General features: G+C 65.0%; 14 protein-coding genes. 4 read left to right on the top strand and 10 right to left on the bottom strand.

Annotated elements, in window-relative coordinates:
- Window positions 1-270 precede the first annotated feature (270 nt).
- Complete coding sequence (locus tag AC1MEM_RS00985; RefSeq protein ID WP_499474833.1) at window positions 271-768, top strand: DUF3016 domain-containing protein; 498 nt, start codon at window positions 271-273, stop codon at window positions 766-768.
- Between the two features lie 40 nt (window positions 769-808).
- On the opposite strand, the gene AC1MEM_RS00980 is transcribed toward AC1MEM_RS00985, so the two are convergent.
- The 5 genes from AC1MEM_RS00980 to mepK all read right to left on the bottom strand — a co-directional run bounded on the left by AC1MEM_RS00980 (window position 809) and on the right by mepK (window position 4,462).
- Window positions 809-1,252, bottom strand: coding sequence for a thioesterase family protein (locus tag AC1MEM_RS00980; RefSeq protein ID WP_499474832.1), 444 nt, complete (start codon window positions 1,250-1,252; stop codon window positions 809-811).
- 19 nt (window positions 1,253-1,271) lie between these two features.
- The gene (locus tag AC1MEM_RS00975; protein WP_499474831.1) at window positions 1,272-2,720 is read right to left on the bottom strand and encodes a PQQ-dependent sugar dehydrogenase; all 1,449 of its coding nucleotides are present in this window, start codon (window positions 2,718-2,720) and stop codon (window positions 1,272-1,274) included.
- A gap of 82 nt (window positions 2,721-2,802) precedes the next feature.
- Window positions 2,803-3,105, bottom strand: coding sequence for a hypothetical protein (locus AC1MEM_RS00970; RefSeq protein WP_499474830.1), 303 nt, complete (start codon window positions 3,103-3,105; stop codon window positions 2,803-2,805).
- On the bottom strand, window positions 3,102-3,920 hold the full coding sequence (locus AC1MEM_RS00965) for a hypothetical protein (protein WP_499474829.1): 819 nt from the start codon (window positions 3,918-3,920) through the stop codon (window positions 3,102-3,104). The genes AC1MEM_RS00970 and AC1MEM_RS00965 overlap by 4 nt, the downstream gene beginning before the upstream one ends.
- A 5-nt stretch (window positions 3,921-3,925) precedes the next feature.
- Complete coding sequence (mepK, locus tag AC1MEM_RS00960) at window positions 3,926-4,462, bottom strand: peptidoglycan L,D-endopeptidase MepK (protein ID WP_499474828.1); 537 nt, start codon at window positions 4,460-4,462, stop codon at window positions 3,926-3,928.
- Window positions 4,463-4,688: 226 nt separating this feature from the next.
- Here mepK and AC1MEM_RS00955 point away from each other — a divergent pair, with 226 nt between their 5' ends.
- Window positions 4,689-5,279, top strand: coding sequence for an isochorismatase family protein (locus AC1MEM_RS00955; protein WP_499474827.1), 591 nt, complete (start codon window positions 4,689-4,691; stop codon window positions 5,277-5,279).
- Window positions 5,280-5,462: 183 nt separating this feature from the next.
- Here the strand turns inward: AC1MEM_RS00955 and AC1MEM_RS00950 are convergent, their stop codons facing one another.
- Window positions 5,463-6,449 carry an LLM class flavin-dependent oxidoreductase gene (locus AC1MEM_RS00950; protein ID WP_499474826.1) on the bottom strand — a complete coding sequence of 329 codons (987 nt, stop codon included), beginning with the start codon at window positions 6,447-6,449 and terminating at the stop codon, window positions 5,463-5,465.
- 154 nt (window positions 6,450-6,603) lie between these two features.
- Here AC1MEM_RS00950 and AC1MEM_RS00945 point away from each other — a divergent pair, with 154 nt between their 5' ends.
- Together AC1MEM_RS00945 and AC1MEM_RS00940 are read left to right on the top strand one after the other, a co-directional pair.
- On the top strand, window positions 6,604-7,872 hold the full coding sequence (locus tag AC1MEM_RS00945; RefSeq protein WP_499474825.1) for a serine hydrolase domain-containing protein: 1,269 nt from the start codon (window positions 6,604-6,606) through the stop codon (window positions 7,870-7,872).
- A gap of 138 nt (window positions 7,873-8,010) precedes the next feature.
- On the top strand, window positions 8,011-8,673 hold the full coding sequence (locus tag AC1MEM_RS00940) for a hypothetical protein (protein ID WP_499474824.1): 663 nt from the start codon (window positions 8,011-8,013) through the stop codon (window positions 8,671-8,673).
- A gap of 329 nt (window positions 8,674-9,002) precedes the next feature.
- On the opposite strand, the gene AC1MEM_RS00935 is transcribed toward AC1MEM_RS00940, so the two are convergent.
- The 4 genes from AC1MEM_RS00935 to AC1MEM_RS00920 all read right to left on the bottom strand — a co-directional run bounded on the left by AC1MEM_RS00935 (window position 9,003) and on the right by AC1MEM_RS00920 (window position 11,829).
- Window positions 9,003-9,341, bottom strand: a complete 339-nt coding sequence (locus AC1MEM_RS00935) for a zinc ribbon domain-containing protein YjdM (RefSeq protein ID WP_499474823.1) — start codon at window positions 9,339-9,341, stop codon at window positions 9,003-9,005.
- 77 nt (window positions 9,342-9,418) lie between these two features.
- Entirely contained in the window at window positions 9,419-10,363 is a 945-nt protein-coding gene (locus AC1MEM_RS00930; RefSeq protein WP_499474822.1) for a bestrophin family protein, read from the bottom strand.
- A 230-nt stretch (window positions 10,364-10,593) separates the two neighbouring features.
- Window positions 10,594-11,172, bottom strand: a complete 579-nt coding sequence (locus AC1MEM_RS00925; protein ID WP_499474821.1) for a lipocalin family protein — start codon at window positions 11,170-11,172, stop codon at window positions 10,594-10,596.
- Between the two features lie 147 nt (window positions 11,173-11,319).
- Window positions 11,320-11,829: a host attachment protein gene (locus AC1MEM_RS00920; RefSeq protein WP_499474820.1), complete on the bottom strand. Its 510-nt coding sequence runs from the start codon at window positions 11,827-11,829 to the stop codon at window positions 11,320-11,322.
- Between the last annotated feature and the right edge of the window lie 307 nt (window positions 11,830-12,136).

The raw sequence follows: 12,136 nt of genomic DNA, 5'->3' as shown, positions 1-12,136 counted from the left end.
CGGCACCGGGCGCGATTGCATCGAATAAATAATGCCGGCATTTGCCGGCATTATTTATTATCTCCGGCTGTGCAGGAAACAAGCCGGGCGCCAGCATAATTCATCACCTTCGCATGAGCTTCCATGCATGCTGAATGAGATCGCCAGCTGCGCATTCAAATAAGCTGCGCAATTTACATACTGTCACATTCCGCTACCGGACAAGGCGTATATTTTGAGTCGCGGCACTCAACACAATTCATCGGGCAATAAAACAAACAAGGAGTCGTCATGAAGAACATGGTTCGAATGTTGGCTGTTACGGGTTTGCTGGCGCTGGGGGCCGGGACTGCATCGGCGGAAGTGATCGTCAATTATGTCCAGTCCGAGCGTTTCTCGGATTTACCAATGGACCAGCGGGAACGCGCGCAGGTGCTCGAGGAGCTGAGGGAGCACTTCACCAGGCTCGGCGCGCAACTGCCTGCGGGGCAGACGCTGCGCATCGATGTCGATGACATCGACATGGCCGGCCGCAGGGTGCCAACGAACGGAACGCGCGAGCTGCGCACCCTGAACAATGCGGTGGACTGGCCGCGTATCGAGCTGCAGTACGAGATCGAAAGCAAGGGGGAGATCGTGCGCAGCGGTGTCGTGCACCTGCGCGACATGGCTTTCCTGGACCGTGGCAATCGCTATTTCGATGGCGACGCCTTGCGCTTTGAAAAGCGCATGGTCGATGAATGGTTTTATTCGACGGTCGCACCCCGCGAACGCTCGGCAAGCCGTTAAATCCGTGTGCCAGGCCCGGTACGTGTTGCTTGTGCCGGGTTCAGTCGATCCAGTTCACGCGGTCGAATTTATTCCGAAAATCCTCGGGCATGGCGACGACCTGGCTGGTCTTGTAGTTGAAGAAGACGAAGCCGGACTTGGCCATGGCGACCAGGGCCTTGTCTTTCGGGCGCGTGATGCGGAAGGTGATGTCGCCGCCATATTTATTGAAATCCATGACGCCGACTTCGAACAGCAACTGATCGCGCGCATGGGCTTCGGCGCGGTAGGTGGTAGCGAGGTCGGTGACGATGATGCCAGTGCCGTCGCGCTCGGTTTCGGGAACGCCGAACTCGAACAGGAAGCGGGCGCGCGCCTCGGAGATCATCGAGATCATCGAGTCGTTGCCGAGGTGGTTCGCGCCGTTGATGTCGGTCACGCGCACGGTCAGCGGCGTGGAATAGTAATACTGGTCTTCGGGGAAGTGGAGTTGTAAGCGGGCCATCCGGTAATTTTACCCCGCCTCAGGTCATGCTGCCCCGAACGATCCTGAAGATGCGCCCACCGGCGCTGACCACATACAGTTCGCCGGCGCCGTCGCGCCCGAAGGAAACGACCTGCCCGGCGCTGTTCAGGTTCCAGTCGCGCTGCTCGACGATGCCGGCGCTGCTGGCGAGGAAACTTTTGATGAAGCCGCGGCAGTAATCGGAATAGACATAGCGGCCCGCGAGCTCGGGGATGGCGCTTCCCCGATAAACATAGCCGCCGGTAATCGAGCAGCCGTTCACCTCGTTCGCGCCGTGCTCGTATTCGAAGACGGGTAGCGTCAGGCCGGTGCGGTCGCAGGTAGCCGAGCCATAGCAGGCCGTGCCCTCGAGAATGTTCCAGCCGTAGTTCAGGCCGCTTTGCGCGTTCGTGGCGAGGTTCACTTCTTCGCGCGCATCCTGGCCGACGTCCGCGATGTAGAGCTGCTCGGCGTCGAAGGCGAAGCGCCAGGGATTGCGCAAACCGGAAGCCCAGATCTCGGGCCGCCGTCCGGGCTGGTTCAGGTAGGGATTGGTGGCGGGAATCGTGTACGGCTGGCCGGCGTTGGCCCTGCGCACGTCCACGCGCAGCAGCTTGCCGAGCAGGGAGGCCGGGTTTTGTGCATTCCCGGCAGGGTCGCCGGCGCCGCCGCCGTCGCCCGTCCCGGCATACAGCAGGCCGTCCGGTCCGAAGGCGACCAGGCCGCCGAAATGGTTGGTGAACTGCGGATGGGCAATGCGCAGGATGGTGAGCGCCGAGGTCGGATCAGCCATGTTCGGCGTGGGCGAGGTGGCATAGCGTTCGACGACGATGTTCTGGGCCGCATCGGTGTAGTACAGGTAGAAATAGCCGTTGCGGGCGAAATCCGGATCGAACGCCATCGACAGCAGGCCGCCTTCGCCGCCCGTAAACACATTCGCGCTGATGTCGAGCCAGGGCTGCGTCAGCACCGTGCCATTGCGCACGATGCGGATCAGGCCGCGCCGCTCGAGCACGAACAGGCGCTCGTCGCCGGGCGGCGCGGCGACAAAGGTGGGACTGGTGAAGGTCGGGCCGATGTCGGCCAGCGCCAGCGACAGCGCGCTACCGGCATAGGAAACAGTTGCCGTGGCGCTGGCGCCGGCCGTCACGACCACGCTTTGCGTGGCCGGCGTCGGCGCATACGTCGTGTTGCCGAGCGTGACGCTGGACGCGGCCACGCTGTAGCTGCCCGGCGCAAGGTTCGCCAAGGTCTGGGAGCTGGTCAGGTCTTGCGAGAAATTGTTGGGGCCGGTGACACGTACCGCGCCGTTCAGGCCGGCCGGCAAGGCGGTGATGGCGACCTGCAGCGAGCCGGTCGTTGCAGATGGGGGAGGGCCGATGGTGCCGGGATTGCCGCCGCCGCCGCCACAGCCGGCGATCAGGAGCAGCAGTAATACGACGAGCATCCGTACGCGATCGACCAGCATGATGGGTCTCCACAGAAAACGGAACATCTGTGAGGCCGATTTTGCCAGCCTTCCTGAACTACACGCGCACGCCAGCGCGCTCTTATTCGGGCGTCGAAGGGGCGCGCTGGCGGGTCTTGACCACGACCCCTTGCGGATCGATCAGGACCACGAATTCGGAAAAGCGCCCGCCGCCGGCCGGCGACTGATACAGCCAGGTTTCATAGCCGCTGTCGAAGACGATGCTTTTGGTCTTGCCGAAGGTGGCGAGCAGCTCGGCTTTGGTGGTGCGTCCCGGAACGACCGATGCAGCAAGGCGCCCGGCCGGCGCCAGGGTGCCGAGTGTGGCCTCGCCCGTGGCGCAGCCGGCCAGCAAGAGCGTCAGCACGAGCGCAGCGGTCTTCATTGGACGGTCTCCGGAACATGCGCGGCCGGCGCCGCATCCGTCATGTACTCGAACTCGACGAGCGTGTCGTCGGGCCAGCTCTTGTCCCAGATCGGCGCGTAATACGTGCGGTCGAGCAGTACCTGGCAGTCGCAGAAACGCAGCATCTCGGGCGTCTGGTTGCCGCCGGCGTACAGCATTTTAAAAGGGAGTTCCTCGACCCGGCCGCCGGCACGCAGGCGCACGCCGAACAGCGGGCGGTCGGCGAAAAACAGGTAGTTGCCCTCGGGGCTGTTGCAGACCTGGTCGGCGCTCATCAGCGCATTCGACAGCCAGGCGAACATTTGCGAGTTATTCGAGACCAGCCCCGCTTCGGTGCCGACGCGGCATTCGAGGCGCAGGTCGCCGAGGCGGCGCGTGTCCGGCGGCAGGCCGGGCGTGCGGATCAGGGCGCGCCAGGTCATGCTGACCGTCTTGCGGTTGGCGAGCACGGCGGCGTCTTCGCGCAGGGCCTGCTCATTGCGGGGGAGTACGAAACTGTTGTCGGCGGCGATCTGGACCGGCACCGACACCGTATCGCCGGCCACGCGCAGCTTGATGCCATCCATGTTGACGTCGGGAGTACGCGGCAGCAGCTGGAAGCGCAGCGGCGCGTCGGGGGCAAAGGCGTGTTCGCGCGCGAAGCGGTCCATGCCGGCGATCATCTTGCGGTAGGACTTGTCGACCGGATCGCGCGTCGTGCGCACATTCACGGTCGCGGCCGGCTGCTGCGCCACGCTGGCTCCTGCCGCCGACACGGCAAGGACGAGCAGGAGAGAGCGCAGGAGCGGCCGCATGGCGTTTACCAGTAGCGGACCCGGCCGGTGTCCATGTGGACGAACTGCGATTCCGGGTAATAGCCGACGCCGCCGGCCTTCATCGACATGGCGGCCTTGCGCAGCTGGGCCAGGTCCTTGCCGGGCATGCGGATGTCGATCGCCTTGCCTTCCATGTGCATGCTGTGCTTGGCCACGCCGCTCGAATTGGCGTGCAGCTTGGCGTTCGATTCGGGCGAACGGTAGCCGGAAATGATGTGCAGCACTTGCGAGTCGCCGAATTTGTCGCTGACATCGTTGAGCAGGACGATCAGTTGCGGATCCATTTCGGCGATCTTGTCGTTGCGGTGGTCGCGCAGCAGTTTGTTGATGTCTTTCAGCGCGTCCGGAATGAACTGGCCTTCGGCCCAGAAAACACTCCGCAGGCTTTCACCAGTATGCGTGTTGTACAGGCGCAGGGTGCGTTCGGCTGGCGCGGGCTGGGCGGCTTTGGCCAAGGCCGGCATGCCGATGGCGGATGCGAGCACAACAGAGCTTTTGAGGAAAGAGCGTCGCTGGTTCATTGAACATCCTTGCGCAGGTTCAGAAACGAAAATCATACTCCGATTTCGCTATCTTTGCAGCCAAAGCGCGGTTTTCGCGACACGATGACGGTTGATTAACAACTTTTAGAAGAATTTTGCATGCAATTCAGTCAACAGGAGTGCCGAACGTTAACGCTTGCTTTCCCTGCCGGCCGTGCGCCGCGGCGCGGGCGTTTGGCCGATACTCGGTCTGGAGGAGGTAGCTATGGACGACTTTTCGATCGATCTGGCCAGCACGGCCCTGGTGCTGGTGGACCTGCAAAACGGGAATATGGGGCGCACCCTGGCGCCGCATTCCGCCGAGGCCGTGCTCGGCAACTGCGTCTCGCTGGCGCAGGAAATGCGCATGCGCGGCGGCATGGTCGTGTTCGTGCGCGTGTTGTTGAACGAGCTGCAGTCGCCGCCGGCGGACGCGCCGCTGCGCACCCCTGGCGCGCCGCCGCCGCCCCCTGACGCCTCGCATTTCGCGCCGCAGGCGGGCGTCGAGGCGACCGATATCGTGATCACCAAGCGCCAGTGGGGCGCCTTCTACGGAACCGAGCTCGACCAGTTACTGCGACGGCGGCATATCAAGACGCTGATCCTGGGCGGCATCGTGACGAATATCGGCGTCGAGTCGACCGCACGCGCGGCCTATGACCTTGGGTATGCGCTGGTGTTTGCCGAGGATGCGATGAGCGGCATCACCGCCGAGGCGCATGAATTCGCGTGCAAGAACACGTTTCGGGTGATGGGGCGGGTGCGTACGACGGCGGAATTGATCGATGCGCTGCAGGCCGGGACCGGCGAGGCGTAGTTGGCGGCTGAGTAACGTAGGGTGGGCACTTGTGCCCACGCGGAATGTGGCGCCGTGTTTGCCCCGATTTAAGCCGCGTGGCAATCATTTGGAAGCGTGTCAAATAGCGCGGCCGCAACGTTCAAAGACCGGCAACACGATGCGTCATTCCGCGTGGGCACGGGGTGCCCACCCTACGGACGATTACGCCGCTTCGCGCACCTGCGCCGTAATCTCGTACGAGCGCAAGCGCGCCGCGTGATCGAAAATCTGCGACGTGATCATCAACTCGTCCGCCCGCGTGTGCGCAACGAAGGCCTTCAGTTGCGCCGCCACCGTCTCCGGCGAGCCAATTGCCGAGCACGACAGTACCGCGTCGAGCATCGACCGTTCCTGCGGTCCGAGCGCCTCGAGGTAGCCGCGCACCGGCGGTTGCAAACGGGTCGGGCGGCCGCTGCGCAGGTTCACGAAAGCTTGCTGCATCGAGGTCGCGCGGAATTGCGCTTCCTCGTCGGTGTCGGCCGCGAACACGTTAAAGCCGAGCATGACGTAAGGCTTGTCCAATTGCGCCGACGGCTTGAAGTTGGCGCGGTACAGTTCGATCGCCTGCATCATCATCTGCGGCGCGAAGTGGGAAGCAAACGCATACGGCAGGCCGAGGTGGGCGGCCAGCTGGGCGCCGAACAGGCTGGAACCGAGGATCCACAGCGGCACGTTCAGCCCGGCACCCGGCACGGCGCGCACCTGGCGCCGCGGCGAGTCGGCAAAATAATCCTGCAGCTCGATGACGTCCTGCGGGAATTCGTCCGCATCCGACGCCAGGTTGCGACGCAGGGCGCGCGCCGTGATGTGGTCGGAACCGGGCGCGCGGCCCAGGCCCAGATCGATGCGGCCTGGGAACAGCGACTCCAGTGTGCCGAACTGTTCGGCAATGACGAGCGGCGAGTGGTTCGGCAGCATGATGCCGCCGGCGCCGACCCGGATGGTCGAGGTGCCGGCCGCGACATAGCCCATCAGCACCGAGGTGGCGGCGCTGGCGATGCCCGGCATGCCGTGGTGTTCGGCCAGCCAGTAGCGGTTGAAACCCCAGCGTTCGCCATGCTGGGCGAGGTCGAGGGAATGTTGGAAAGAAGTGCGTGCGTCGCTGCCTTCGGCAATGGGCGACAGGTCGAGTATCGAGAAAGGAATCATGCGTTCAATGATACGCCGAAGGATTTTTTCGCGCTGGGCGGGTCCGGAAATCGTGACGCGCCCGCGCGCCAGCGTAAAGATTGACCGGCAGAATTCGCCTGCCTGTCATGGCCCGCTCCGTCGCCGACGCCACCTTCTGCTGCCCCGGTTTTCCATGCGCTCCAATTACTTTCGCAATCTGAGACAGCGGGGCGCGATCACCGCGGCTGGCCTTGCCATGCTTGCCGGCGGCTGCGCCCAGGCCCAGCCGCGCGCGGCGCCCGACCCGGCCTCCAGGCTCGACAGTGCACAGGTCGAACGCATCGACGCCGCCATTGCGGCCGCGATCGCCGAACACCGCCTGCCGGGCGGCGTCCTGCACCTGGAGCGGGGCAGCAACATCCGCGAGCGCGCCTATGGCCGCCTCAGCTACGAACCCGGCGCGGCGGCAGTGACCAGGCAGACCGTCTTCGATGTCGCTTCGCTGAGCAAGGTGCTGGTCACCGCGCCCTCGATCCTGCTGCTGGCCGAGGACCGCAAGCTCGACCTGGACGGCAGGCTGGTCGACTATTTCCCCGAATGCGCCGGCGGCGGCAAGGAGGCGATCACGATCCGCCACCTGCTGACGCATACCTCGGGCCTGGCCGCCGGGCTGCCGGCGAAACCCGCCTGGCAGGGCGACGCGGCCGCCCATGCGATGGCCTGCGCGCAAACCGTCACGCATGTGCCCGGAAGCTATTTCCGCTATTCCGACATCAACTACATCCTGCTCGGCCAGCTGGTACGCGCACTGTCCGGCACCACTGTCGACGCGTTTGCCCGGCAGCGCCTGTTCACGCCGCTGCGCATGCATGACACCGGCTACCTGCCGCTCGGCCGGGTACGCGTAGCGTGGATCGCGCCGACACACAAGACGCCTCCGGGCGCGGGCACGCCGGCCCTGCACGGCGACGTCGCCGCCGGCCAGCTGCTGCAAGGCGTGGTCCACGATCCGACGGTGCGCCGGATCGGCGGTGTGGCGGGCTCGGCCGGCGTATTCAGCACGGCCGGCGACATCGCCCGCTTCGCCCGCATGCTGCTCGCCGGCGGCGAACTCGACGGCGTGCGGGTGCTGTCGCCGGAGAGCATGCGGCTGCTCACCACCGCGCAGAGCCTGCCCGGCATCGCCGCGCTGCGTGGCCTGGGCATGGACATCGATTCGCCGTTTGCCGAGCGTCCGCGCGGCATGCTGTTCCCGGTCGGCAGTTATGGCCACACCGGATTTACCGGCTGCGTGCTGTGGATCGACCCCGGCTCGCGCACCTTTTATGTCTTCCTGTCGAACCGAGTCTACCCCGACGACAAGGGCAATGTGCTGCCGCTGTACACCGCGATCGCCACCCTCGCGGCACGGGCAGCGGGGCTGGGAACGGCTGAGCCTGCACGGGGCGTGGCGGCGCCCTGACGGGTGTCGGATATCTTTCCAAAAGGCTAGCGTGCGCTGCTCCCAGCGCGGCCCCTCTAAACTCGGCCACCTCAATCATGTCGGTATGTCATTGATATTGTTGAGCTTTTGTAAGCCCCCAAACATTAGGAGATGAACATGACAATGCATAAACTATTGAAAGGCCTGCTGGGCGCTTCGATCGCCGCCGCGATGGCGACTTCGTTCAACGCAAGCGCACAGTCGAGCAGCACCGCCGACCAGACCGGCAGTTCGCAGGCGACCAGCGCACAAAGCGGCGACAAGGCCACCACCAAGTCGAGCGCCCACAAGAGCTCGGCGAAAAAGCACAAAAAACAAAAGAGCAAGTCCAGCAGCAGCGGCTCGATGGGCAGCAGCGGCACGGGCGGCGCCTCGAGCAGCGGCTCGATGGGCACCAGCGGTAGCGGCAGCGCGAGCGGCACCAGCGGCAGCGGCACCACCGGCGGCAGCAGCGGCACCAGCGGCACCAGCGGTTCGATGGACAGCGGCACCAGCGGCACCAGTGGCTCGATGGGCACCGGTACCAGCGGCAGCAGCGGTACCAGCGGCTCGATGGGTACCGGTACCAGCGGCACCACCGGCGCAACCGGCACCTCCGGTTCGATGGGCAGCGGCGCCAGCGGCACCTCCGGTTCGATGGGCACCGGCAGCGGCACCGGCGGGAGCTCAGGCAGCTCGGGTACCTCGGATACCTCGGGTACGAGCGGTACTTCGGGCACCTCCGGCACCAGCGGCACCACGGGCACCGGCACCACCACGACTGGCACCAGCGGACGCTGATCCGGCGTACCCGGGCGTACCCCTAGGCGGATACGCCCACGCACCCAGCGTGCGGGCAATAAAAAACACCAGCCGCGGCTGTAATGCCGTTCAGTTAAGAAGGCCGCTTCGATTCACATCGGAGCGGCCTTTGTTCTTGACGTCGACGCGCGGGCATGCCCGCCCTACGTTACACAGCGGTCTCGACCAACAATGACGACGGTGGCGCACCGTAGGGCGGGCATGCCCGCGCGTTATGCTCGCCCGGGGCAGCTCATCCGCGCTTAACTGAACGGCATTACAGCCGCGGCTGGTGTTTTCATTCCTGCGATCGGCGCCGCTGCGCGGCCTTACACCTTGCGCACGAATTCCGTTTTGAGGCTCATCGCCCCGAAACCGTCGATCTTGCAATCGATGTCGTGGTCGCTGTCCACGAGGCGGATGTTCTTGACCTTCGTGCCCTGCTTGATGACGCCGCCTGAACCCTTCGGTTTCAGGTCTTTGATGACGGTCACCGTGTCGCCGTCCTGCAGGATGTTGCCGGACGCATCGCGGTAGACGCGCGCGGTCTCGGCAGCCGCGCCGCCCTCGGCCGGCCATTCGTGGCCGCATTCGGGACAGACAAGATTGGCGCCGTCCTCGTAGGTATAAGTAGACTGGCAGCTGGGGCAGGGCGGCAGGGAGCTCATGGAAACGTGGATGTATAAAAGGGCGAGTATATCGCCCCGGGCGGCGCCGGGGTGGAAACGATGCTGGGGCGTGAGGCTCAGCGCAGCCAGGAATTGACAGGCAGCAGCGGCGGCGGCAGCTCGGTATCGCCGAGGGCGTCGCGCATGTCGATCTCGATGGCGCGGCAGATGGCGTCGAGCGGCAGGTCGTTCGGCGACAGGCCGAACGGCTCCTCGATCTCGTCGCCCAGCGCATCGAGTCCATAGAAAGTATAGGCGACGATCGCCACTACCAGCGGCGTCAGGTAGCCGATTGAGTCGACCAGGCCGAAAGGCAGCAGGTAACAGTACATGTAGGCGGTGCGGTGCAGCAGCAGCGTGTACGAAAACGGCACCGGCGTGTTCTTGATGCGCTCGCAGGAAGCGGCGCTTCCGACCATCGCCGACATCGTGGTATCAATTGCGGCGGCGCGCACGCTGTCGAGCATGCCGGCGCGGCGGCAGTGCGCAAGGTCGACGCCCATTTCCAGCATCAGCGCGTGGCTCACGTTGGGGCGGTCGCGCAGCGCCGCCCATTCGGCGGGAGACAGGTGCGCGGCGATATCGTCGCCCGGGTTGGTGCGGCGCAGGAGGTGGCGCACGGCGTGGGCGAAGGCGATCCCGCGCCGGACCATGCGCGTGCGCAGCGCGGCGGCCTCCGCACGTGCCTCGGGCGTGTCCGCGGCGTCGTCGATCAGGCTCAGGCACTGGCGCGCGAAATTCCGGCTGCGCAGCACCAGTTCGCCCCACAGTTTGCGGCCTTCCCAATAGCGGTCGTAGGCGGAGTTATTGCGAAAGCCGAGGAAGATCGCAAGCGGCAAGCCCATCAGCGTGAACGGGATGATGGTCAGGTGGATCTTGTGCTCCCACAGCCGGCCGTGGCTCAGGGTGACGGCAAGGGCCAGCAGGGTCGTGATCGCCAGGCTTTTCCAGATGCTCGGCAGGACCGAGCCGCGCATGGTGAGGAACAGGCGCAGGCCGTTCGGACGCTCGCGGACGATCATGGCGCGCCCCCGGTTGAGTGGAGGGGCGTGCTGGCGATCTGGTGGCTCATGCTGGAATCTGGAATGGCTGAAGGAGGGCAGCCGCACGCAGGCGTGCGGCCGGTGACGCAAAAAACGGAACGGCCATTCTCGCCGCCCGGCGCGGCCTTGCCCAATTCACATTGCCGATGCCGGTTATTGATCCCGTGAATGTTTGTTTGAGGGGTAACATTGTCGGTGATCATTTACCACTACGCCTGGGGCGTGCGCACCAGCTTGCGCACATCGAGTCCCTGGCCAGACAGGCGCGCCACCAGCGCGTCGTAGGCAGGTTTGCTGACCGTCGGCGTGCGCGCCAGGATCCACAGGTAGTCGCGGCCCGGCTCGCTCACCGCGGCCAGGCCATAATCGCGGTCGAGGTCGATGATCCAGTAGTCGCCCCACACCAGCGGAATAAATGAGAGGGGCGCCGGGGCGAAGCGCACCTTCAGGCGCGGCGAGTTCGCGGCCCCGACCTGGCGCGCGACGCCGACGGCGACCTCGAGAGCGCCATCATCCCGGCGGCAGCGGTTCTCGACCTGCACCCGGCCATCGGGCAGGGCGGTGTAGGTCGCTGTCGTGAAGCCGGCACACTTGCGCTGGAACCGGTTCGGGAACTTCGCGATTTCGTACCACTGGCCGAGGTAGCGGGGCAGGTCGAGCGAGGGGATGGTCGCCAGGTCGCTGCGCGGGTTCGCCTCCTTGCTGGCGGCCCAGGCTTTCATGCCGACCAGGATCACGGAGGCCAGCAGCGTTCCCTTGATGAGGAGGGGCGTCAAACGCTTGTTCATGGTGGGTCCTTTGTCTTCGATAGCGCCATGGTAGGGCCCAACGGCGAACGCGGCCGCACGCATCGCAGCCTGGCGCCGGGACCCTGCGCGCGGGCGAAAAAAACGCCAGCCGGTGGGGCTGGCGTGACGGGACGAAACCCGATGCTCTTATTCTGCGGACTTGGCCTGGGCCGCCTGCAGCTGCTCGCGCAGCTGGTGGACGGCAACCTGCGTGTAGTCCTTGTTGAATTCCTGCTTGATCACGGCCTTGACGTGCGGATCGAGGTTGTTGCGCAGGGTGCCGAGGAACTGGGGCGAAGCCGAGAGCACGAGATGCTGGTAGCGGCCTTCCTGCTGGGCTTTGAGCAGGTATTGCGAGAGGTCCTTGGCGAACAGTTCGGTTTCGTGCTCCGCGGGCGTCTGGTTCGGTTCGTACTGGCTGTTCGGCGCACCGGCGTTGGCGTTGTGCGGTCCGGGGCCACCTTGTGCATGGCCGATGTTGTGGGCGCTTTTGCCCGCAGCCATCGTTCCGAGACGGTCGGTCTCGGCTTCGTTGGCGCGCAGGCGCGCGCCGTTGTTGACCATATCGTCCAATTCTTTCAGTGGTTCTGCTGGACCGTCCTCGGAGAAGAACCTTGCCCGGCCCGCATTGGCCGTGATAATCCAGGTTGTTGGCATGCTACCCCCTGTCAATGATGAATCGTGAATGATGTTCGATCCCGCGGCCAGGCAATGTTCGCCCTGGCCCAGGCGCAAACGCGATAGACCGGCGATCGCATACAGATGGGCCCTGTCAGGGTCCGCCGATGCCCGCGTACACCCGGCTTGGGCACTACGCACGGACCATCGGCCAACCGACCGCCATGACGGTGGGCGGAGCACGGATGAGCTTGACCAGCGGCCGTGAATGGCCGGGACTGGCCGGGCGCCCGATCAGCGCGACGCGATCCATCTGCATGCCGATCGTCGCGACAATCCAGTATAG

The sequence above is a fragment of the Telluria sp. AIW5 genome (genome assembly GCF_056680575.1).
This window is presented reverse-complemented; position numbering and strand designations above follow the sequence as displayed.